At 72.5% G+C, this 21,784-nt stretch carries 18 protein-coding genes; 11 read left to right on the top strand and 7 right to left on the bottom strand.

What is annotated here, in order from left to right; translation table 11 throughout:
* Window positions 1-517 precede the first annotated feature (517 nt).
* The 4 genes from rlmN to ABT092_RS22560 all read left to right on the top strand — a co-directional run bounded on the left by rlmN (window position 518) and on the right by ABT092_RS22560 (window position 5,848).
* Window positions 518-1,624 (top strand): dual-specificity RNA methyltransferase RlmN, encoded by a 1,107-nt coding sequence (gene rlmN, locus ABT092_RS22575; protein ID WP_351246614.1) that lies wholly within the window; start codon window positions 518-520, stop codon window positions 1,622-1,624.
* 326 nt (window positions 1,625-1,950) lie between these two features.
* Complete coding sequence (locus tag ABT092_RS22570) at window positions 1,951-3,042, top strand: thiamine ABC transporter substrate-binding protein (RefSeq protein WP_351246612.1); 1,092 nt, start codon at window positions 1,951-1,953, stop codon at window positions 3,040-3,042.
* Window positions 3,043-3,176: 134 nt separating this feature from the next.
* Window positions 3,177-4,787, top strand: a complete 1,611-nt coding sequence (locus ABT092_RS22565) for an ABC transporter permease (protein ID WP_351246616.1) — start codon at window positions 3,177-3,179, stop codon at window positions 4,785-4,787.
* Window positions 4,787-5,848 (top strand): ABC transporter ATP-binding protein, encoded by a 1,062-nt coding sequence (locus ABT092_RS22560; RefSeq protein ID WP_351246610.1) that lies wholly within the window; start codon window positions 4,787-4,789, stop codon window positions 5,846-5,848. Before ABT092_RS22565 ends, ABT092_RS22560 begins: the two co-directional genes overlap by 1 nt.
* Before the next feature lie 19 nt (window positions 5,849-5,867).
* Here the strand turns inward: ABT092_RS22560 and ABT092_RS22555 are convergent, their stop codons facing one another.
* From ABT092_RS22555 to ABT092_RS22535, 5 genes are all read right to left on the bottom strand, one after another.
* Window positions 5,868-6,275: a VOC family protein gene (locus tag ABT092_RS22555; RefSeq protein WP_351246608.1), complete on the bottom strand. Its 408-nt coding sequence runs from the start codon at window positions 6,273-6,275 to the stop codon at window positions 5,868-5,870.
* A gap of 227 nt (window positions 6,276-6,502) precedes the next feature.
* A complete protein-coding gene (locus ABT092_RS22550) occupies window positions 6,503-7,681 on the bottom strand; it encodes a hypothetical protein (RefSeq protein ID WP_351246606.1) in 1,179 nt (392 codons plus the stop codon).
* On the bottom strand, window positions 7,663-8,445 hold the full coding sequence (locus ABT092_RS22545) for an ABC transporter ATP-binding protein (RefSeq protein ID WP_351246604.1): 783 nt from the start codon (window positions 8,443-8,445) through the stop codon (window positions 7,663-7,665). The genes ABT092_RS22550 and ABT092_RS22545 overlap by 19 nt, the downstream gene beginning before the upstream one ends.
* A 233-nt stretch (window positions 8,446-8,678) precedes the next feature.
* The gene (locus ABT092_RS22540; protein WP_351246602.1) at window positions 8,679-10,073 is read right to left on the bottom strand and encodes an aspartate aminotransferase family protein; all 1,395 of its coding nucleotides are present in this window, start codon (window positions 10,071-10,073) and stop codon (window positions 8,679-8,681) included.
* Window positions 10,058-10,570 (bottom strand): Lrp/AsnC family transcriptional regulator, encoded by a 513-nt coding sequence (locus ABT092_RS22535; protein ID WP_351246600.1) that lies wholly within the window; start codon window positions 10,568-10,570, stop codon window positions 10,058-10,060. The genes ABT092_RS22540 and ABT092_RS22535 overlap by 16 nt, the downstream gene beginning before the upstream one ends.
* Window positions 10,571-10,750: 180 nt before the next feature.
* Here ABT092_RS22535 and ABT092_RS22530 point away from each other — a divergent pair, with 180 nt between their 5' ends.
* Window positions 10,751-12,190: a gamma-aminobutyraldehyde dehydrogenase gene (locus ABT092_RS22530; protein ID WP_351246598.1), complete on the top strand. Its 1,440-nt coding sequence runs from the start codon at window positions 10,751-10,753 to the stop codon at window positions 12,188-12,190.
* A gap of 124 nt (window positions 12,191-12,314) precedes the next feature.
* On the opposite strand, the gene ABT092_RS22525 is transcribed toward ABT092_RS22530, so the two are convergent.
* On the bottom strand, window positions 12,315-13,463 hold the full coding sequence (locus tag ABT092_RS22525; RefSeq protein ID WP_351246596.1) for a serine hydrolase domain-containing protein: 1,149 nt from the start codon (window positions 13,461-13,463) through the stop codon (window positions 12,315-12,317).
* Between the two features lie 234 nt (window positions 13,464-13,697).
* Window positions 13,698-14,729: an adenosine deaminase gene (locus tag ABT092_RS22520; RefSeq protein ID WP_502968485.1), complete on the bottom strand. Its 1,032-nt coding sequence runs from the start codon at window positions 14,727-14,729 to the stop codon at window positions 13,698-13,700.
* A 135-nt stretch (window positions 14,730-14,864) separates the two neighbouring features.
* On the opposite strand from ABT092_RS22520, the gene ABT092_RS22515 reads away from it, so the two are divergent.
* From ABT092_RS22515 to ABT092_RS22490, 6 genes are all read left to right on the top strand, one after another.
* Entirely contained in the window at window positions 14,865-15,599 is a 735-nt protein-coding gene (locus ABT092_RS22515; protein ID WP_351246592.1) for a DUF4190 domain-containing protein, read from the top strand.
* Window positions 15,600-15,915: 316 nt separating this feature from the next.
* Window positions 15,916-17,439, top strand: a complete 1,524-nt coding sequence (locus tag ABT092_RS22510; protein WP_351246590.1) for a gamma-aminobutyraldehyde dehydrogenase — start codon at window positions 15,916-15,918, stop codon at window positions 17,437-17,439.
* Window positions 17,440-17,585: 146 nt separating this feature from the next.
* A complete protein-coding gene (locus tag ABT092_RS22505; protein WP_351246588.1) occupies window positions 17,586-18,827 on the top strand; it encodes a polyamine ABC transporter substrate-binding protein in 1,242 nt (413 codons plus the stop codon).
* An 84-nt stretch (window positions 18,828-18,911) separates the two neighbouring features.
* Window positions 18,912-20,063 carry an ABC transporter ATP-binding protein gene (locus ABT092_RS22500; protein ID WP_351246586.1) on the top strand — a complete coding sequence of 384 codons (1,152 nt, stop codon included), beginning with the start codon at window positions 18,912-18,914 and terminating at the stop codon, window positions 20,061-20,063.
* Window positions 20,060-20,980, top strand: a complete 921-nt coding sequence (locus ABT092_RS22495; protein WP_351246584.1) for an ABC transporter permease — start codon at window positions 20,060-20,062, stop codon at window positions 20,978-20,980. The genes ABT092_RS22500 and ABT092_RS22495 overlap by 4 nt, the downstream gene beginning before the upstream one ends.
* Window positions 20,980-21,780, top strand: a complete 801-nt coding sequence (locus ABT092_RS22490; protein WP_351246582.1) for an ABC transporter permease — start codon at window positions 20,980-20,982, stop codon at window positions 21,778-21,780. Before ABT092_RS22495 ends, ABT092_RS22490 begins: the two co-directional genes overlap by 1 nt.
* Window positions 21,781-21,784: the final 4 nt, after the last annotated feature.

Genomic DNA, 21,784 nt, shown 5'->3' with positions numbered 1-21,784 from the left:
CAAGACGCTCGGCTGGGATACCCCAGCCGAGCGTCTACATGATCTACTCACCACCTGAAACCAAGTGGTGTTGCGACGACCCCTTGAACCCAAGCTCCGGACGGCGGGCCTTCGTCGTTCGTGTTCCCGTGCCACCGCGGCACGAGCCGGGTTCAGCGCTTCTTGGTCTTCCGCCGTTGTCGCGGCGTCCAGTCCCCGCGGTGCAACTGGCACCGGGAGTAGCCGACCATCGCGGGGTTCCCACAGGGTCTTCCCGTCGTGGTCCGTGTCGATCCGCATCTGACCTGATAGCCCACGGTCCTCTCCCGTTCCTCTCGCGAGCGCTGCGGACGAAGTGAGACGGACACATCCTGGCCCGTGCCCCGCGGGGTGCGGGGGAGGAAGGCCCCGATCGTCCGGTTCCCGGGCCTTTGCGGCCGGATCCGGCGGGGCGCAGCGGGGCTCGCGGGCGGGGCGTGGGAGGCCGTCACGACTGCGCCCCGGGCCACCCCCGCCGGTCTGCGACACTGGATGCACCATGCCCAAGCCCGGAGAACTCACTTTCGTCGCGCCCCGCGGAGCCAAGCGGCCCCCGCGGCACCTCGCCGACCTCTCGCCCACCGAGCGCAAGGAAGCCGTCGCCGCCATCGGCGAGAAGCCGTTCCGCGCCAAGCAGCTCTCGCAGCACTACTTCGCGCGGTACGCGCACGACCCCGCCCAGTGGACGGACATCCCCAGCGGCGCGCGCGACCGCCTCCGGGACGCGCTGCTGCCGGAGCTGATGTCCGTGGTGCGCCACATCAGCTGCGACGACGACACCACCCGCAAGACCCTGTGGCGCCTGTTCGACGGGACCCTGGTCGAGTCGGTGCTGATGCGGTACCCGGACCGGGTCACCATGTGCATCAGCTCCCAGGCCGGGTGCGGGATGAACTGCCCGTTCTGCGCCACCGGCCAGGCCGGGCTGGACCGCAACCTGTCGACCGCCGAGATCGTGCACCAGATCGTGGACGGGGTGCGCGCGCTGCGCGACGGGGAGATCCCGGGCGGGCCCGCCCGGCTGTCCAACATCGTCTTCATGGGCATGGGCGAACCGCTGGCCAACTACAACCGGGTCGTCGGCGCGATCCGCCGGCTGACCGACCCGGAGCCGGACGGACTCGGGCTCTCCCAGCGCGGGATCACCGTCTCCACGGTCGGCCTGGTCCCGGCGATCCACCGGTTCGCCGACGAGGGCTTCAAGTGCCGCCTCGCGATCTCCCTGCACGCCCCCGACGACGAGCTGCGGGACACCCTGGTGCCGGTCAACACCCGGTGGAAGGTCCGCGAGGTCCTCGACGCGGGCTGGGAGTACGCCGAGAAGTCCGGTCGTCGCGTCTCCATCGAGTACGCCCTGATCAGGGACATCAACGACCAGGCGTGGCGCGGCGACCGGCTCGGTCGACTGCTCAAGGGCAAGCGGGTGCACGTCAACCTGATCCCGCTGAACCCGACGCCCGGTTCGAAGTGGACGGCCTCCCGCCCCGAGGACGAGAAGGCGTTCGTGGAGGCGATCGCCGCCCACGGCGTGCCGGTCACCGTCCGGGACACCCGGGGCCAGGAGATCGACGGTGCCTGCGGGCAGCTGGCCGCATCCGAACGTTAGAGCGGTAGTCTTGTCCCGTACGCCCGCATAGCGGACCGTACGGGCGAGCCGTTCGCGCCAACCGCGGTCCGGTTCGTGCGTGGTCCCGTCGGGTCCGTACACCCCGTTCACGACGACAACTGCATTTTCCGACAGGGGAGCGCCACAGCGCTGAGAGTGCGGCAGCCGGTTCCACCGGTGGGCCGCAGACCCTCTGAACCTCGCCCGGGTCATTCCGGGTAGGAAGTTCGGTCACCACTCAAGCTGTTGCGCCCTGCCCGCGCCCCGCCCCGGGGCGGCGGGCGGGGCCGCGTCTCTTCCTGGTCCCGCTCCAGGAGGAACATCACGTGAGCACCACCAAGAAGGCCACCGCCGCCGCCCTCGCGGCCGGACTGGGGCTCGTCACCCTCACCGCCTGTGCCGAGAGCGGCACCGACGACGCCCACGGCGGCGGTGCGAAGACGGTCACCCTGGTCAGCCACAGCTCCTTCGCCGTCTCCAAGGAGGTCTGGGAGGAGTTCGAGAAGGAGTCCGGGTACCGGGTGAAGGTCCTGGAGGACGGCGACGCGGGCGTCGCCGTCAACAAGGCGATCCTCACCAAGGGCAACCCGCAGGGCGACGTCTTCTTCGGCATTGACAACACCCTGCTCTCGCGCGGCCTGGACAACGACCTCTTCGAGGCGTACGAGGCCAGCGGCGCGGACAGCGTGCTCCTCGCCAAGCGCCCGCTGCTCGACAAGCAGGACCGGGTCACCCTCGTGGACACCGGCGAGGTCTGCGTCAACTACGACAAGAAGTACTTCGCGGAGAAGGGCATCGACCCGCCGCAGACCTTCGACGACCTGGTCGAACCCGCCTACGAGGACCTCCTGGTGGTGGAGAACCCGGCCACCTCCTCGCCGGGGCTCGGCTTCCTGATGGGCACCGTCGCCCAGCAGGGCGGCGACCGGTGGCCCGACTACTGGAAGAAGCTGAAGGACAACGGCGTCAAGGTCGTCGACGGCTGGGACCAGGCGTACAACGAGGAGTTCTCCGGCTCCGCCGGCGGCAAGAAGGCCGGCGGGGACCGCCCGCTCGTGGTCTCCTACGCCTCCTCCCCGCCGGCCGAGGCCATCTACTCCGAGCCGCAGCCCGCCGAGGCCCCCACCGGCGTCTCCACCGGCACCTGCTTCCAGCAGGCCGAGTACGCGGGGCTGCTCACCAATGCCGAGAACCCCGAGGGCGGCAAGGCCCTGCTGGACTTCCTCAGCGAGCGCACCTTCCAGGAGGACATGCCGCTGAACATGTTCGTCGACCCCGTGCACAAGGACGCCAAGGCCCCCGAGGACTTCGCCCGGTACGCGGTGGAGGTCCCCTCGCCGCACACCATGGACCCCGAGCGCATCGCCGACAACCGTGACCAGTGGGTCAAGCAGTGGACCTCGCTCGTGGTGAAGTGAGCACCGTGACCGAGCCGGCCCCCGGCGCCCCGCTCGACGGCGCCGTGCCCGGTGCCCCCCTGCCCGGGGGCACCGGCCCGTCCGCCGCCCGGCCCCGCCCGGACCGGCGGGCCGCGGCGGTCCGGTGCGCGCTGATGGCCGTCCCGGTCGGGTTCTTCGCCCTGTTCTTCGCCTACCCGGTGACCGCGATCGTGACCCGGGGCCTGCGCCCGGACGGCACCTGGCACCTCGGCGGCATCGGGGAGGTGCTGGGCCGGCCGGAGATCCGCGAGGTGCTGTGGTTCACCGGCTGGCAGGCGTTCGCCTCCACGGTGCTGACCCTGCTGATCGCGCTGCCCGGCGCCTACGTCTTCGCCCGGCTCGACTTCCCCGGCAAGCAGGTGCTGCGGGCCGTGGTCACCGTGCCCTTCGTCCTGCCCACCGTGGTCGCCGGCTCGGCGTTCCTGGCCCTGCTGGGACGCGACGGATTGCTGGAGCGCACGGTCGGACTGCGGCTCGACACCACCATCTGGGCGATCCTGCTGGCGCACGTCTTCTTCAACTACGCGGTGGTGGTGCGCACCGTCGGCGGGCTCTGGGCCCAGCTCGACCCCCGACAGGAGGAGGCCGCCCGGGTGCTCGGCGCCTCCCGCTTCACGGCCTGGCGCACCGTCACCCTGCCGGCGCTGCGCCCCGCGGTCGCGGGCGCGGCCCTGATGGTCTTCCTGTTCACCTTCACCTCCTTCGGGGTCGTCCAGATCCTCGGCGGCCCCGGGTACGCCACCCTGGAGGTGGAGGTCTACCGACAGACCTCCCAGCTCTTCGACCTCCCGGCCGCCGCCGTGCTCACCCTGGTGCAGTTCGTCGCGGTCGGACTGGTCCTCGCGGTGCACGCCTGGACGGTGCGCCGTCGGGAGAGCGGGCTCCAACTGGTCGACCCGGCCACCACCGCCCGCCGCCCGCGGGGCGCCGGCCAACGGGCCCTGCTCGCCGGGGTGCTCGCCACGGTCGCCGTGCTGGTGGTGCTCCCGCTGGGGGTGCTGGTGGCCCGCTCCTTCCAGGACTCCGAGGGCGCCTTCACCCTCGCCTACTACCGGGCGCTCACCTCGGCGGAGGGCGGCACCTTCCTGGTGCCGCCGATCAACGCCATCGGCAACTCGCTGCTGTACGCGCTCGCCGCCACCGGCATCGCCCTGGTCGTCGGAGGGCTCGCCGCCGCGGCGCTGACCCGCCGGGCGGGCCGCCTGGTGCGCGGCTTCGACGCCCTGCTGATGCTGCCGCTGGGCGTGTCCGCGGTCACCGTCGGCTTCGGCTTCCTGATCACCCTCGACGAGCCGCCGCTCGACCTGCGGGCCTCCTGGTGGCTGGTGCCGCTGGCGCAGGCGCTGGTCGGGGTGCCGTTCGTGGTGCGCACCATGCTGCCCGTGCTGCGCTCCGTCGACGAACGGCTGCGGGAGGCCGCGGCCGTCCTCGGCGCCTCCCCGCTGCGCGCCTGGCGCGAGGTGGACCTGCCGCTGGTGCGCCGCGCCCTGCTGATCGCCGCCGGCTTCGCCTTCGCCGTCTCGCTGGGCGAGTTCGGGGCCACCGTCTTCATCGCCCGCCCCGACGAACCGACCCTGCCGGTGGCCGTGGCCCGACTGCTGGGCCGCGCCGGTGAACTCAACTACGGCCAGGCCATGGCCCTCTCGACCCTGCTGATGGTGGTGTGTGCCGTGTCGCTGCTGCTCCTGGAACGCCTGCGGACCTCTTCTGCGGGGGAGTTCTGATGACGAAGGCCACGCCGTCCCCCGGACCGCACGCGGACCCGGCCGCCCTGCGACTGGACGGGGCCGGTGTGCGCTTCGGCGCGCGGACCGCACTGGACGCGGTCTCCCTCGACGTCGCCGAGCGCGAGATCGTCTGCGTCCTCGGCCCCAGCGGCAGCGGCAAGTCCACCCTGCTGCGGGCGGTCGCCGGGCTCCAGGAGCTGCACGCCGGGCGGGTGCTGTTCGGCGGCCGGGACCGCACCGGCACCCCCGCTCACCAGCGCGGGGTGGGCCTGATGTTCCAGGACCACCAACTCTTCGCCCACCGCGACGTCGGCGGCAACGTGGCCTTCGGGCTGCGCATGCACGGCGTCGGCCGCGACGCACAGCGGTCCCGGGTGGCGGAACTGCTCTCCCTGGTGGGGCTGCCCGGGGCCGAGCGCCGGGCGGTCGCCTCGCTGTCGGGCGGTGAGCAGCAGCGGGTGGCCCTGGCCCGGGCCCTCGCCCCGAGCCCCCGACTCCTCCTGCTCGACGAGCCCTTGGGCCAGCTCGACCGCACCCTGCGCGAACGCCTGGTGGAGGAGCTCCGGGAACTGTTCGCCGCCCTGGGCACCACGGTGCTCGCGGTGACCCACGACCAGGGGGAGGCGTTCGCCCTCGCCGACCGGGTGGTGGTGATGCGGGACGGCCGGGTGGCCCAGACCGGCACGCCGTCCGAGGTGTGGCAGCGTCCGGCGGACGCGTTCGTGGCCCGGTTCCTCGGGTTCGGCAACCTCGTCGAGGGGACGGTGTCCGGCACCGTCGCGGACACCCCCTGGGGCCGGGTGCCGGTGGCGGCGGGCGCCGCGCAGGGTCGGCGGACGGTCCTGGTCCGCCCCGCCGGGGTGCGGCTGGTCGCTCCCGGGACCGGGCTGGACTGCGAGGTGGCCGCCCGTAGTTTCCGCGGCACCCACGTGGTGCTGCGGCTGAGGCCGGCGGACGCGCCCCCGTTGGAGGCGGTGTGCGGGGTGCGGGACGCGCCGGAGCCCGGCCGCCGGGTCGGGGTGGAGTTCGACCCGGCGGAGACCGTCGTCCTGGGCTGACCGCGGCCCGCCCCGGGCGTCAGCCCGTGACGGCGGCGGGGTCCATCCAGATGACCTCCCAGGTGTGGCCGTCCGGGTCGTCGAAGGAGCGGCCGTACATGGTCCCGTAGTCCTGGGGTTCGCCGGCCGGGGTGCCGCCGAGGGAGAGCGCGGTGTCGACGAGCCGGTCGACGTCGGCGCGGCTCTCGGCGCTCAGGCCCAGCAGGGCCTGGCTGGTCCGGTGGGCGTCGGCGATCTCCTTCTTGGTGAACTGGGCGTACCGCTCGTGGTCCAGGAGCATCAGCACGATGGCGTCGCTGATGACCACGCAGGCCGTGTGCTCGTCGGAGAACGTGGGGTTCAGCGAGTAGCCGAGGCCGGTGTAGAAGGTCTTCGACGCCTCCAGGTCCTTGACCGGAAGGTTGGGGAAGATCATCTGCTGGTACATGGTGTCCCTTTCCTGTGCCCCGAGGGGCGCTTTTGTGGTCGTGTGCGCCCTGTGCGGGAGTCTTGCGAGCCGTTCAAGGGGTAGACGGAGACGGCAGGGAGAACTCATCGCTCCGTGGCGAACTTCTTCGCGCCGGCGCGTGGGGAACCGTCCACCACCCGCGTACGAGCCGCGCGCCGGTGCCCTTCTACGGGCGCCCCCGCCGGGACGGGCCGGCCGCCCGTCCGTCAGCGGGCCAGGGGAGCCGCGGCGAGTTCCGCGATGACCCAGGTCAACGGCGCGAACAGGGCGCACAGGGCGGCGGCGCGCAGCGCGGCGGCCGTGCGCAGGGCCGCCACCGGAGCCCCCTGCCGCAGCAGGGCCGCGGTCACCAGCGCCCGGTCCTGCCGGGCCTCGACCGCGGCGAGGGCGAGCGCGGCCAGGGTGCACCCCACCACCAGCCCCGCGCCGAGGGCGCTCAACGGACCGGTGTCGGGCTCCGACCCGGTGTACAGGGTCGCCGCGGCGAAAGCGCCGGCGACGACCGCGCACACCACCCCGAGCGGACGGCCCACGCGCTGCGCCTCCCGTTGCAGCACCCGCCCCGCCAGCAGCCGTACGGCGCCCGGGCGCAGCGACTGGAGGGCCCGCCCGCAGAGGTGGACCAGACCGGGGCCGGCCAGCGCCAGCCCCACCGCGGTGAGCGCCCAGCCCACCAGCACGCTCAGCGAGCCGCCGACCAGCCCGCCGGGCAGTCGCAGCCCGGGGGAGGGCGCCGATCCGCCGGCGTACGCCTCGACGGCCAGGCCCGCCGCGAGCAGGGCCACACCCCAGGGCAGGTCGCCGGGGGACCCGGCGTCGGGTGCGGCGCCCTCGGTGCCGTCGTCGTCATCGCCCTCGTTCGGGGCGCCCGCGTAGCTGGCCGGGCGCAGCAGCAGCGCGGCCGTGCTGGAGGCGGCGGCGGGCACCAGGGCGAGCAGGGTCAGCGTCCCGGCGAGGGGGAGGTCCCAGCCGGCGGCGAGCAACCCGGCGGCGGCGCCGGCGAACGGGAGGAGGTCGAGGTCCCCGCGCAGGTACAGGAAGAGGAGCAGGGCGAGGAGCGAGCCCGTGGTGGTGGCCGCGGCGGTGGACACCGCGGCGAGCGCCGCACGACGGCCCGGGCCGAGCCCCACGGCGTCCAGTCCGGCGCGCGGGCGGGTCGCCGGATCGGTGCGGGCCACCGCCACCGCCAGGTACACGGTGGCGGCGAGCGGCGCGGCGCACCAGGCCAGCCGGAGCGAGGAGCCGAGGGCGGCGGCGGGGTGCCCCAGTGCGTAGCCGAAGGTGCACAGCAGCAGGAGCCCGGTGCCGGTGGCCGCGGCGGTGACCAGGAGTCGGCGGGCCCAGACCGCGGGCCGGGCGCCCCGGGCTAGACGGAGAGCGAGCACGCGGCCCGACCTTCCGTGCTGTCGGGCGCCGTGCGGGCGCTCCGGGACAGCCGTCCGTCGACCAGCAGCACGGACCGGTCGGCGAGGGCCGCGGTGTCCGGATCGTGGGTGGCGAGGACGACGGTGATGCCGTGCGAGCGGGCGGCGGCGGTCAGGGTGCGCAGGACGTGCGCGCGGTCGGCGCGGTGCAGGGGCGCGGTCGGCTCGTCCGCGAACACCACGGACGGTTCGCCGATCAGTGCCCGGGCGAACGCCACCCGCTGGCGTTGGGCCCGGTGCAGGGCGTGCGGCCGTTTGCGGGCGAGGTCGGCGATGTCCAGCCGGGCCAGCCACTCCAGGGCGGCGGCCTTCGCCGCCCGCCGGGGGACCTTGGCCAGCAACAGCGGCAGGGCGGTGTTCTCCCAGGCGTTCAGTTCGGGGACGAGGCCGGGGCGCGGGTCGATCCAGCCGAACCGGTCGCGGCGCAGCCGCTCCCGGGCGAGGGCGCTCATGGTGTGCACGGGGGTGCTGTTGAACCACACCTCGCCGCCCTGCTCGGGGAGCACCTGGCCGGAGAGCAGGCGCAGCAGGGTGGTCTTGCCGCTGCCGCGGAGCCCGGTGACGGCGAGCACCTCCCCCTCGCGCACCCCGAGGGAGACGCCGGTGAGGGCGGGCGAGCCGTCGTGGGCGTAGCCGAGCGAGCGGGCCCAGAGCACGTCGTTGTCCGGTGGGGCGGACGAGCCCGAGGGGGGCGACGGGGGTGACGGGGAGGACAGGGCCGCCATGGTGTGCACCTCGGTTCAGTTCGGTTCCGTTCCCCCGTACGAGGGAACGAAGCCGGGGCCGATCGGTCACTGGGCACCGTAGGCGGGGCCGCCGCCGCTCTCCGTCCAGCACGCGGCCCGGGTGCCCCCTTCTCACTCGGAAGGGGGCACCCGGGCCGTATGACGTGCAGCTCATCGGAGGAGTGCGCCGATGGCGGGATGGTGAAACGAGTAACCGGATGCGGGGGCCGCGCCTACAGCAGGGTCCACGCCTCCTGGAGGACACCGCGGATGATCTGCTCCATCTCGTCGAAGGTGGACTGGTCGGAGGTGAGCGGCGGCGAGAGCTGGATGACCGGGTCACCGCGGTCGTCGGCGCGGCAGTACAGGCCGTTCTCGAAGAGCTTCTTGGAGACGTGGCCGTACAGGATGCGCTCGGACTCCTCGTCGTCGAAGGACTCCTTGGTGGCCTTGTCCTTGACGAGTTCGATGCCGTAGAAGTAGCCGTTGCCGCGGACGTCGCCGACGATCGGCAGGTCGTTGAGCTTCTGGAGGGTGGCGAGGAACGCGCTCTCGTTGTCGAGGACGTGCTGGTTGAGCTTCTCCCGCTCGAACAGGTCGAGGTTGGCGAGGGCGACGGCGGCGGAGACCGGGTGCCCGCCGAAGGTGTAGCCGTGCAGGAAGGTGTTGTCGCCCTTGTAGAACGGCTCGGCGATCCGGTCGGAGACGATGCAGGCGCCGATCGGGGAGTAGCCCGAGGTCATCCCCTTGGCGCAGGTGATCATGTCCGGGACGTAGCCGAACTTCTCGCAGCCGAACATCGTGCCCAGTCGGCCGAAGGCGCAGATGACCTCGTCCGAGACGAGCAGCACGTCGTACTGGTCGCAGATCTCGCGCACCCGCTGGAAGTAGCCGGGCGGCGGCGGGAAGCAGCCGCCCGCGTTCTGGACCGGTTCCAGGAAGACCGCGGCCACGGTCTCGGGCCCCTCGAAGAGGATCTGCTGCTCGATCTGGTCGGCGGCCCAGCGGCCGAAGGCCTCGGGGTCGACCCCCGAGCCGTCGTCGAGGAACGAGGGCGCCCGGTAGATGTTGGTGTTCGGCACCTTGTGGGCGCCGGGCACCAGCGGCTCGAAGGGGGCCTTCAGGGCGGGCAGGCCGGTGATGGACAGGGCGCCCTGCGGGGTGCCGTGGTAGGCGACCGCACGGGAGATGACCTTGTGCTTGGTGGGCTTGCCCTGGAGCTTGAAGTACTGCTTGGCGAGCTTCCAGGCGGTCTCGACGGCCTCGCCGCCGCCGGTGGTGAAGAAGACCTTGTTGAGGTCGCCGGGGGCGTGGTGGGCGATGCGCTCCGCCAGCTCGACGGCCGCGGGGTGGGCGTAGGACCACACGGGGAAGAAGGCCAGCTCGCGGGCCTGCTTGAAGGCGGTCTCCGCCAGTTCGGTGCGGCCGTGGCCGGCCTGGACGACGAACAGACCCGCGAGACCGTCCAGGTAGCGCTTGCCCTTGTCGTCGTAGATGTAGGTGCCCTCGCCCCGCACGATGGTGGGAACGGGCGCGTTCTCGTACGACGACATGCGCGTGAAGTGCATCCAGAGGTGGTCGTACGCGGTTCGGCTGAGGTCCTTGCTCACGGTTATCGGGTTCCCCACATGTATGTCTGCTTCTTGAGCTTCAGATAGACGAAGCTTTCGGTGGAGCGCACCGCGGGAAGGGCCCGGATGCGTTTGTTGATCACTTCGAGCAGGTGGTCGTCGTCCTCGCAGACGACCTCCACCAGGAGGTCGAACGAGCCCGCGGTCATCACCACGTACTCGACCTCGGGCATCTCGCCGAGCGCATCCGCCACCGGGTCCAGGTCGCCCTCCACGGTGATGCCCACCATCGCCTGCCTGCGGAAGCCCACGGTGAGCGGGTCCGTGACGGCGACGATCTGCATCACGCCCTGGTCGAGCAGCTTCTGCACCCGCTGGCGCACGGCCGCCTCCGACAGGCCCACGGCCTTGCCGATCGCGGCGTACGGCCTGCGGCCGTCCTGCTGGAGCTGTTCGATGATGGCGAGGGAGACGGCGTCCAGAGCGGGAGAACCGTTTCCGCTCCGGGGGTCCCTGGGATCTGCGCTACGACTGGCCACGCCCCCACTGTGCATGGGTCTCGTCGGTTCCGCAAGGCTGAATCGATGAAATTCGTTGCGAACGGCTTTTCGTCTCACGGATTTCGTAGCCAATGGCCGGTAGGCATGTGGAAAGCGATAGTCACCGGTTAGCATCGGACATAGGTGGGCGTCTCACCCACCGGACATGTGAGCACCTGACTGGAGGGCCTGGCAGTGAGCACCGAACTGCGTCGTCTGCGCAACTACATCGACGGAGCGTTCCGGGACGCCGCCGACGGACGCACCACCGACGTGGTCAACCCCGCCACCGGCGAGACGTACGCGACCGCCCCGCTGTCCGGGCAGGCGGACGTGGACGCCGCGATGGCCGCCGCCGCGGCGGCCTTCCCCGCCTGGCGCGACCTCACGCCCGGCGAGCGCCAGCGGGCCATCCTCAAGATCGCCGACGCGATCGAGGAGCGCGCCGAGGAACTGATCGCCGCCGAGGTGGAGAACACCGGCAAGCCGATCGGCCTCACGCGCACCGAGGAGATCCCGCCGATGGTCGACCAGATCCGGTTCTTCGCCGGTGCGGCCCGGATGCTCGAAGGCCGTTCCGCCGGCGAGTACATGGAGGGCCTGACCTCCATCATCCGCCGCGAGCCCATCGGCGTCTGCGCCCAGGTCGCCCCCTGGAACTACCCGATGATGATGGCCGTGTGGAAGTTCGCGCCGGCGCTCGCCGCGGGCAACACGGTGGTGCTCAAGCCGTCCGACACCACCCCCGCGTCGACCGTGCTGCTCGCCGAGATCATCGGCTCGATCGTGCCCAAGGGCGTGTTCAACGTCGTCTGCGGCGACCGGGACACCGGCCGGGCCATGGTCGAGCACCCGACCCCGGCCATGGCGTCGATCACCGGCTCGGTGCGCGCCGGCATGTCCGTCGCCGAGTCCGCCTCGAAGGACCTCAAGCGCGTCCACCTGGAGCTGGGCGGCAAGGCGCCCGTCGTGGTCTTCGAGGACACCGACATCGCCAGCGCCGTCGAGGGCATCTCCACCGCCGGCTACTTCAACGCCGGCCAGGACTGCACGGCCGCCACCCGGGTCCTGGTCCACGAGTCCATCCACGACGAGTTCGTCACCGAACTGGCCAAGGCCGCGGCGGCGATCAAGACCGGCCAGCCGGACGACGAGGACGTGCTGTACGGCCCGCTGAACAACCCCAACCAGCTGAAGCAGGTCGCCGGGTTCATCGAGCGGCTGCCCGCCCACGCCAAGGTCGAGGCGGGCGGCGAACGGGTCGGCGACCAGGGCTACTTCTACGCGCCCACCGTGGTCTCCGGCCTCAAGCAGGACGACGAGATCATCCAGAACGAGGTCTTCGGCCCCGTCATCACCGTCCAGTCCTTCACCGACGAGGCCCAGGCGATCGCCTACGCCAACGGGGTGGAGTACGCCCTCGCCTCCTCCGTGTGGACCAAGGACCACGCCCGCGCCATGCGGATGTCCAAGGCCCTCGACTTCGGCTGCGTGTGGATCAACACCCACATCCCGCTGGTCGCCGAGATGCCGCACGGAGGCTTCAAGAAGTCCGGCTACGGCAAGGACCTCTCCGCCTACGGCTTCGAGGACTACACCCGCATCAAGCACGTGATGACCTCGCTGGAGGGCTGAGCGCGTCACCACACCCCGTGGCGCGGGAGGGGCGGCGCGGTCCGGGAACGGGCCGGCGCCGCCCCTCCGGCGTTCCCGCCGCCCTTCGCAGTCCCCGGCGTCCCGGACCGGATGCCCCCCGGCGTCACAGGCCGAAGGTCGCCTTGAGGACCGCCTCGCCCACCCGGTCCATCCCCGGGCCCTTGGCGTCGGTGCTGGTGACCGCGTACGCCAGGGAGCGGCGGTGGTCCTCGCCCACCGCGAGCGCGCAGTGGTAGCCGTACCGGCTCCCCGTCTTCACCCACACCACCCGCCCGGTGGTGGGGCTCACGTACCGCTGGAGGCCCGCGCTCATCGTGGCGCCCGCGGGATCGCCCACCTCCGGGACGGTGAACATCTCCCGCACCTGGGGCCTGGGGACCACCTCGCCCCGCACCAGCCCGCGGACCAGTCGTTCCAGGTCGGCGGTCGTGGAGATCATGTCGCCGGCGGCGAACCGGTCGTACTGGTTCCACCGGGTCACGTCGACGTGCTCGACGGCTCCGTTCGCTCCCCGCACCACCTGGTAACCACGGTTGTGCGGACCGGGGACCTCCGGGTCGGTGCCGGGGAAGGAGGTGTGCCGCATGCCCAGCGGGCGGAGGACCAGTCGCTCCGCTTCCCGGGCGTACGGCCGGCCCGTGACCTCCTCGACGAGCATGCCGAGGATCGTGTAGTGGATGTTGGAGTACCGCTGTGCGTACCCCGGTTCGTGCGCGGGCCCCAGGGCGATGCCGGCGGCCACGTGCTCGCGGTAGTCGACGGTGTGCAGCCGTTGCGCGTACTCCTGCGCCCAGGGTTTGCCGCCCGCGGACCGGATGCCGCTGGTGTAGGTGAGTAGGTGCCGGACGGCCACCGGCCTGAACCTCGGGGACAACAGTCCCGGCAGGTACTCCTGGACGGGCGCGTCGAGGTCGATGCGCCCGTCGGCGACGAGCCGGAGCACCAGTGCGCTGGTGACGACCTTCGTCGTGGACCCCGCGCGGAACCGGCCGCCGGACAGGGCGGGCCGGCCGGTCGCCAGGTCCCGGACGCCGGACGAGCCGTGCCACACCGCGTCCCCGCCCATCCGCACCGCGGCGGACGTCGCGTGGGCCGCGGGCAGCCCCGCGACGGCCGCCCGCAGCGCCGTGCGGTCCGGCCCGTCCCCGCCCGCCGGTCCACCACGGGCCGGGGCGGCGGCGCAGGGCAGTGCCAGCGGTCCCGCGGACAGGGCGATGCCGACCAGCGACGCGAGGTGGTTCCTACGGTTCACGGTGTCCTCCGGAGACGGTCCGACGCAGCCGTGGCCATGCTCTCCGGACGACGGTGCGGTGCGCGTCCTCGTGGTGGAGGAGTCCGCCCCCGGTTCGCATAGGGGGCGGACGCGAGGTGACGGGGGGTCAGCTCCGGGTTTCCCCTGACGGACGGCGGCCGGGGCGGGTACGGCCTGACGCACCGCGGTGCTCACGGCCGCCCACCGGCCCCCGGTCCGCTCCGGCGGCCACCGTCAGGGCGTCAGCCACTGCGCGGTGTAGGCGTCGATCTCCGCGGCCAGCAGGCTCTTGCCCGCGGGGTCGAGGAACGACGCCTCGACGGCGTTCTTGGCGAGCTCGGCGATGCCCTGCTCGTCGAGTCCCAGCAGCCGGGCGGCCACCGCGTACTCGCCGTTCAGGTTGGTACCGAACATCGGGGGGTCGTCGGAGTTGATCGTGACGAGGACCCCGGCCTCCACCATGGCCGCCAGGGGGTGCTCCTCCAGACGGGGCACCGCCCGGGTGGCGACGTTCGAGGTCGGGCACACCTCCAGCGGGATCCGGTGCTCGGCGAGGTGCGCGAGGAGCCGCGGGTCCCGCACCGCGCTGGTGCCGTGTCCGATCCGCTCGGCGCGCAGCTCGCGCAGCGCGTCCCAGATGGTGTCGGGGCCGGTGGTCTCCCCAGCGTGCGGCACCGAGCGCAGACCGGCCGCGATGGCCCGGTCGAAGTACGGCTTGAACTGGGGCCGCGGCACGCCGATCTCGGGCCCGCCGAGCCCGAACGACACCAGGCCCTCCGGCCGCAGCCCGTCGGTGACGGCGAGGCGGAGGGTCTCCGCGGCGGACTCCAGCCCGGCCTCCCCCGGGATGTCGAAGCACCAGCGCAGCACCACGCCGAACTCGGTCTCGGCGGCCTTGCGGGCGTCCTCGATCGCCGCCATGAAGCCGCGCTCGTCGATGCCGCGCCGCACCGAGGAGTACGGGGTGACGGTGAGCTCGGCGTACCGGACGTTCTGCCGCTGGAGGTCGCGGGCCACCTCGTAGGTGAGGAGCCGGACGTCCTCGGGGGTGCGGATCAGGTCCACGACGGAGAGGTAGATGTCGATGAAGTGCGCGAAGTCGGTGAAGCAGAAGTAGTCCGCGAGGGCCTCGGGGTCGGTGGGGACCTTGGAGTCCGGGTGCCGGGCGGCCAGTTCGGAGACGATCCGGGGAGTGGCGGAGCCCACGTGGTGGACGTGGAGTTCGGCCTTCGGCAAACCCGCGATGAAGGCGTGTGGAACGGTCAAGGGTCTCTCCCCGGGACGGGCGCCGCCACGGGCGCGGTGATCGGCTGATCGGTGGTACGCGGCCATCGTAGGCGGCACCGGGGGGCGGGTGCGGCGGGCCGTAGCATGGCACCACCGAGGACGAAGGGGGACGGCATGACCGGGGAACGGTACGCCGCGGGGGAGGGGAACGGGCCCGAGGAGGGGCGCGCGGCTCGGGAGCCGCAGGCCCCCGTGCCCGACCCCTGGGCCCCGCCCGCGGGCGGGCAACCGCCCTCCCTGCACACCCAGCCGACCCTGGCCGGCCTCCCGCTGGCGCCCGGCCCGGGCCTCCCGACGGGTGCCCCTTCGCCGTTCGCCCCTCCGCCCTCGCCGGTGAAGAGCCCGGTCCCCCCGCCGCCGGTGGGCCCCGAGGGCCCGGGCCCGCAAGCGCCCGCACCGTACCCGATGCACCCGATGCACGTCGCGCACCCGATGCACGGGGCCCACCCGACGCATCCGGGGCATCCGCATCCGGGGTATCCGGTGCCCGGGGGCGCTCCGTACCCGGTCCCCGGGTGGGGCGGCCATCCGCTGCCCCCGCAGAACGGGCTCGGCGTGGCCTCGATGGTGCTCGGGATCGTCGCCCTGGTCCTCTTCTGCGCCTGGCCGCTGGCCATCGTGGTCGGCATCCTCGCCGTGGTCCTCGGCGGGGTGGGGCGCTCCCGGGCGAACCGGGGCCTGGCCTCGAACCCGGGCCAGGCGCTCGCCGGAATCATCTGCGGGGCCGCCGGCACGGTCCTCGCGGTCGCGCTGCTGGTCGTGCTCATCGTCAGCCCCGGCACGTTCCCCGACGACGCGACCGAGGACACCCCGGACGCCCCGTCCGTGCGGGCTTCCGCCGCCCGTTGACCGGGGGCGCCCGACCCGAGCGAGGGCGCGGCCGCCGAGGGCTCGCGCGCCGGTGCGCCGCCGGGGGCCGCGGCTCTCGCGCCCGGCGCGCGCACCCCGGCCTCCCCCCTGCACGTCACCGGGCCGCGCACCACGGGCATTCCGTCCCGGGTTTCCTCCCGGAACTCGACACCTGGTCGACAGATTCCGTCGCGTAACCAAAAGGCAACAACGGAATCCCTTGTTGGAGTCGGGACCCCATGTCAGGATCTGCACTCAAATCCAGCCGAAGCTACGCCACATCCCCCGGTCGGGGAGTGGGCGGAGGAGAGTGCCGATGCACCACCCGGGTCACCGCTTCGCGGCACAGGACCGTTTCGCCGACGGCGCCCAGTACATCGGGGGCCGCCTCGCCGCCGGCACCTCCGGGCGCACCCACACGGTCGTCGACCCGGCGACCGGCGACCCGGTGTACACGTACGAACTGGCGGGCGCCGAGGACGTCGACGCCGCGGTCGGGGCCGCCGCCCGGGCACTGCCGCAGTGGGCCGGGGCCACCCCGGGCGAGCGCTCCGACGCGCTCCACCGGTTCTCGGCCGTCCTCGCCGAACGCGCCGACGAGTTGGCCCGAGCCGAGTCCCTCCAGTGCGGCAAGCCGATCAAGCTCAGCCGGGAGTTCGACGTGCCCGGCACCATCGACAACACGGCCTTCTTCGCCGGCGCGGCCCGTCACCTCCAGGGCCAGTCGGCGGGCGAGTACTCCGGCGACCACACCTCCTACGTGCGCCGGGAGCCCATCGGCGTCGTCGGCTCGATCGCCCCCTGGAACTACCCCCTCCAGATGGCGGCCTGGAAGGTCCTGCCGGCGATCGCCGCCGGCAACACCATCGTGCTGAAGCCCGCCGAACTGACCCCGTTGACCTCGCTGATGTTCGCCTCCGCGGCGACCGAGGCCGGCATCCCGGACGGGGTCGTCAACGTCGTCACGGGCACCGGCCCGGCGGCGGGAGAGCACTTGGTGGGCCACCCGGGCGTGGCGATGACCTCGTTCACCGGCTCCACCGCGGTCGGCAAGCGGGTCGCGGAGATCGCCACCGCCACCGTGAAGCGGCTCCACCTGGAACTGGGCGGCAAGGCGCCCTTCGTGGTCTTCGACGACGCCGACCCGGAGGCCGCCGTGCACGGCGCCGTCGCCGGGGCGCTCATCAACTCCGGCCAGGACTGCACCGCCGTCACCCGCGCCTACGTCCAGCGCCCCCTGTACGAGGCGTTCGTCGCCGGGGTCGCCGACCTGATGGCGACGGTCCGCCTCGGCGACCCCTTCGACCGGGCCACCGACCTGGGTCCCCTGGTGTCCCACGCCCACCGCGACCGGGTCGCGGCCTTCGTGGACCGGGCCCGCGGCTACGCCCGGATCGTCACCGGCGGCGAGGCCCCGGGCGGGGACCTGTCGAGCGGCGCCTTCTACCGGCCGACCCTGATCGTGGACGCCCCGCAGTCCAGTGAGGTGGTCCAGTCGGAGGTGTTCGGCCCGGTGCTGGTGGTGCTCCCCTTCGACACCGACGACGAGGGCCTCCGACTCGCCAACGACACCCCCTACGGCCTGGCCGCCTCGGCCTGGACCCGGGACGTCTACCGGGCCGGCCGCGCCACCCGCGAACTGGGGGCCGGCTGCGTGTGGGTCAACGACCACATCCCGATCATCAGCGAGATGCCGCACGGCGGACACCGGGCCTCCGGCTACGGCAAGGACATGTCCGCGTACTCCTTCGAGGAGTACACCCAGCTCAAGCACGTCATGTACGACAACACCGCGGTGGCCAGGAAGGACTGGCACCGCACCGTCTTCGGGGACCGCTGACCCGCCCGCCGGGTCCCGTCGCCCCGCCCCGTCGCCCCGCCCGACCGTCCGCCACCCGCGCACGGTCCCCCTGCCGACCCCTGACGCCCCTGCGGGCCGTCATCCGCGCCCCTGCCGACGGGGCACCACCGAAAGGGCACCCGCGCATGCCGTACCAGCCCGAACCCCTCTCCCCGGCGCAGGCGGCCGCCGCGCGGCGCAGCCTGCGCAACGGCCGGGGCGCCCTCTCCCGGCGCACCCTGCTGCGCGCCTTTGCCGGGGGCGCCTTCGCGGTCGGCGGCGCCGCGGCGCTGGCCGGATGCGGCATCCCACCGGCGGCCAAGCCGCAGGGCGCCGGTTCGGAGGACCACTCGGACCGGGAGAAGCGCGTCGTCTTCTCCAACTGGACCGAGTACATGGACGTCGACGAGAGCGGCAAGCGCCGCCCCACCCTGGAGACCTTCACCGAGCGCACCGGGATAGCCGTCAAGTACACCGAGGACATCAACGACAACGTCGAGTTCTTCGGCAAGGTCAAACCCCAGCTCGCCGCCGGCCAGGACATCGGACGGGACCTGATCAACGTCACCGACTGGCTGGCCGCGCGGCTGATCCGGTTCGGCTGGGTGCAGAAGCTGGACCCGGCCCACCTGCCGCACGCCTACGCCAACCTCTCGCAGCAGTTCCGCAGCCCCGACTGGGACCCGGGGCGGGCGTACTCCTACCCGTGGACGGGCATCCCGGCGGTCATCGCGTACAACCGGAAGGCCCTCGACGGCGTGGAGGTGCGCTCCCTGGGCGACCTGCTGGACCGGCCGCAGCTCAAGGGACGGGTCTCGCTGCTGTCGGAGATGCGCGACACCATGGGGCTGACCCTGCTGGACCTGGGCAAGGACCCCGGCAAGGTCACCGGCGACGACTTCGACGCGGCGATCGCCCGGGTGCAGAAGGCCGTCGACCGGGGGCAGATCCGCCGCTTCACCGGCAACGACTACACCTCCGACCTCTCCAAGGGCGACATCGCCGCCTGCGTGGCCTGGGCCGGTGACGTCGTCCAACTCCAGGCCGACAACCCCGACATCGGCTTCGTCATCCCCGACAGCGGCTACATGATCGCCACCGACAACCTGTTGGTGCCCCACCGGGCCCGCCACAAGCGCAACGCCGAACGGCTCATCGACTACTACTACGAGCCGGGCCCCGCCGCCCGCCTCGCCGCGTACATCAACTACGTCTGCCCCGTCGACGGCGTCAAGGCGGAGCTGGCCAAGCTCGACGCGGACGCCGCCGCCAACCCGTTGATCATCCCCGACCGGGAGATGGCCGCCAAGTCCCACGCGTTCCGCTCGCTCTCCGCCAAGGAGGAGACCGCGTACGAGGCGAAGTTCGCCCAGCTCACCGGCGCCTGACCGGCGCCGCGTCCCCGGCCCTCCCGCCGCACCGGGAACCCGCCGGGACCCGCCCCGTCCCACCCCCGACCCCCGGGACCCACCATGACGACCGAACACGGCGGCGACGTCCGCCTCACCGGGATCAGCAAGTCCTACGGTTCCTTCACCGCCGTCCACCCGCTGGACCTGACCGTGCCCGAGGGCTCCTTCTTCGCCCTGCTCGGCGCCTCCGGCTGCGGCAAGACCACCACCCTGCGGATGATCGCGGGCCTGGAGGAACCCACCACGGGCACCGTCGTCCTCGGCGACCAGGACGTCACCGCACTGCCGCCCTACAAGCGGCCGGTGAACACCGTCTTCCAGTCCTACGCGCTCTTCCCGCACCTCGACATCTTCGAGAACGTCGCCTTCGGGCTGCGCCGGCGGGGCATCCGCTCGGTGAAGAAGCAGGTCGGGGAGATGCTCGACCTGGTGCAGCTCGGGGACCTCGCCCGCCGCAAGCCGCACCAGCTCTCCGGCGGGCAGCAACAGCGGGTGGCGGTCGCCCGGGCGCTCATCAACCACCCGCGGGTGCTGCTCCTGGACGAGCCGTTGGGCGCCCTGGACCTCAAGCTGCGCCGGCAGATGCAGCTCGAACTCAAACGCATCCAGACCGAGGTGGGCATCACCTTCGTGCACGTCACCCACGACCAGGAGGAGGCCATGACGATGGCCGACACGGTCGCGGTGATGAACGGCGGCCGGGTCGAGCAACTCGGCGCCCCCGCCGACCTGTACGAGCACCCGAGGACCGCCTTCGTGGCGAACTTCCTCGGCACCTCCAACCTGATCGCCGGCTCGGTCACCGCCCGGGAGGGCGAGGACCTGGTCGTCGCCGCGGCCGGCGAGGTGCTGCGGCTGCCCGCGGCCCGCTGTCCGGACGGCCTCGCCCCGGGCGGGCGCCTGCTGGTGGGCATCCGGCCCGAGAAGGTGTCCCTGGCCCACGCCGAGGACGCGGCGGACCTCCCGGCCGGCCGCAACCGGGTCGCCGGGACCGTCACCGCGACCAGCTTCATCGGCGTCTCCACCCAGTACCGGATCAGCGGTCCGGCCGGGCCCGACCTGGAGGTGTACGTCCAGAACGTGGAGCGGGACGGGCGGCTGGCGCCCGGCGCCCCGGTCGTCCTGCACTGGAACCCGGCGCACGCCTTCGGGCTGGACGCGGCTGGCGACGGGGCCGAGGCGGGCACCGGGCCGACGGAGGAGGCGGCATGACCGCCCCCACCGGCCCGTCGACGGCCCCCGTCGCACCGGCGCCCGCACGCCGCGGGCGCGGCCGGCTCGTCCCCTACTGGCTGCTACTGCCGGGCGTGCTGTGGCTGCTGGTGTTCTTCCTGCTGCCGCTGGTGTACCAGGCGTCGACCTCGGTGCAGACCGGCTCCCTCGAAGAGGGCTTCGAGGTCACCTGGCACTTCGCGACCTACACCGACGCGCTCGCCGCCTACTGGCCCCAGTTCGCCCGCTCGGTGCTGTACGCCGGCGCTGCCACCCTGCTGTGCCTGCTGCTCGGCTATCCGCTGGCGTACCTGATCGCGTTCCGCGCCGGGCGCTGGCGCGGACTGATCCTGGTCCTGGTGATCGCCCCGTTCTTCACCAGCTTCCTGATCCGCACCCTGGCCTGGAAGACGATCCTCGCCGACAGCGGGCCGCTGGTCGAACTCCTCGGCACCCTGCACGTCCTGGACGTGACCGCCTGGCTCGGCATGACCGACGGCGACCGGGTGCTGGCCACCCCGCTCGCCGTGGTCTGCGGTCTGACCTACAACTTCCTGCCGTTCATGGTCCTCCCGCTGTACACCTCGCTGGAACGGATCGACGGACGGCTGCACGAGGCCGCCGGCGACCTGTACGCGTCCCCCTCCACCGCCTTCCGCAAGGTGACCTTCCCGCTGTCGCTGCCGGGCGTCGTCGCCGGCACCCTGCTCACCTTCATCCCCGCCTCGGGCGACTACGTCAACGCCGACCTGCTGGGCTCCACCGACACCCGGATGATCGGCAGCGTCATCCAGACGCAGTTCCTGCGCGTCCTCGACTACCCGACCGCCGCGGCCCTGTCGTTCCTGCTGATGGCCGCCATCCTGCTGATGGTCACCTTCTACATCCGCAAGTCCGGGACGGAGGAACTGGTCTGATGGCCCTGCTGCGCTGGATCCGCCGTCGTCTCGTCGTCATCGCGGGACTGCTGACGCTCGCCTACCTGCTGCTGCCGAACGTCGTCGTCACCGTGTTCTCGTTCAACGAACCGAAGGGCCGCTTCAACTACGAGTGGCAGAACTTCTCCACCGAGGCGTGGCGCGACCCGTGCGGGGTCGCCGACCTGTGCGGCTCGCTGGCGCTCAGCCTCCAACTCGCCGGCTGGGCCACCCTCGGGGCCACCGTGCTCGGCACGATGATCGCGTTCGCCCTGGTCCGGTACCGGTTCCGGGCCCGGGGCGCGGTGAACTCGCTGATCTTCCTGCCGATGGCGATGCCCGAGGTGGTGATGGCGGCCTCGCTGCTGACCCTGTTCCTCAACATGGGCGCCGAACTCGGCTTCCGGACCGTGCTGATCGCCCACGTCATGTTCTGCCTGAGCTTCGTGGTGACCGCGGTCAAGGCCCGGGTCATGTCCATGGACCCGCGGCTGGAGCAGGCCGCACAGGACCTGTACGCGGGACCGGTGCAGACCTTCCTCCGGGTGACGCTGCCCATCGCGGCCCCCGGCATCGCGGCGGGCGCGCTGCTCGCCTTCGCGCTGTCCTTCGACGACTTCATCATCACCAACTTCAACGCGGGGTCCACCGTCACCTTCCCCATGTTCGTCTGGGGCTCGGCCCAGCGCGGAACGCCCGTTCAGATCAACGTCATCGGCACGGCGATGTTCCTGTTCGCCGTAGTGTTCGTGCTGATCGTCACGGTGCTGGGCCACCGCCGCAGGAAGCAGCGGGCCTGACGGC

Source organism: Streptomyces sp. NPDC002490 (assembly GCF_040296045.1).
Taxonomy (GTDB): Bacteria; Actinomycetota; Actinomycetes; order Streptomycetales; family Streptomycetaceae; genus Streptomyces.
This window is presented reverse-complemented; position numbering and strand designations above follow the sequence as displayed.

Excerpts from the sequence above, each read along its gene's own strand:
- ABT092_RS22490 (WP_351246582.1), top strand. The coding sequence starts at position 20,980 with ATGGCCCTGCTGCGCTGGATCCGCCGTCGTCTCGTCGTCATCGCGGGA.
- ABT092_RS22495 (WP_351246584.1), top strand. The coding sequence starts at position 20,060 with ATGACCGCCCCCACCGGCCCGTCGACGGCCCCCGTCGCACCGGCGCCC.
- ABT092_RS22565 (WP_351246616.1), top strand. The coding sequence starts at position 3,177 with ATGGCCGTCCCGGTCGGGTTCTTCGCCCTGTTCTTCGCCTACCCGGTG.
- ABT092_RS22555 (WP_351246608.1), bottom strand. The coding sequence starts at position 6,275 with ATGTACCAGCAGATGATCTTCCCCAACCTTCCGGTCAAGGACCTGGAG.
- ABT092_RS22560 (WP_351246610.1), top strand. The coding sequence starts at position 4,787 with ATGACGAAGGCCACGCCGTCCCCCGGACCGCACGCGGACCCGGCCGCC.
- ABT092_RS22510 (WP_351246590.1), top strand. The coding sequence starts at position 15,916 with ATGCACCACCCGGGTCACCGCTTCGCGGCACAGGACCGTTTCGCCGAC.
- rlmN (WP_351246614.1), top strand. The coding sequence starts at position 518 with ATGCCCAAGCCCGGAGAACTCACTTTCGTCGCGCCCCGCGGAGCCAAG.
- ABT092_RS22500 (WP_351246586.1), top strand. The coding sequence starts at position 18,912 with ATGACGACCGAACACGGCGGCGACGTCCGCCTCACCGGGATCAGCAAG.
- ABT092_RS22505 (WP_351246588.1), top strand. The coding sequence starts at position 17,586 with ATGCCGTACCAGCCCGAACCCCTCTCCCCGGCGCAGGCGGCCGCCGCG.
- ABT092_RS22545 (WP_351246604.1), bottom strand. The coding sequence starts at position 8,445 with ATGGCGGCCCTGTCCTCCCCGTCACCCCCGTCGCCCCCCTCGGGCTCG.
- ABT092_RS22535 (WP_351246600.1), bottom strand. The coding sequence starts at position 10,570 with ATGCACAGTGGGGGCGTGGCCAGTCGTAGCGCAGATCCCAGGGACCCC.
- ABT092_RS22515 (WP_351246592.1), top strand. The coding sequence starts at position 14,865 with ATGACCGGGGAACGGTACGCCGCGGGGGAGGGGAACGGGCCCGAGGAG.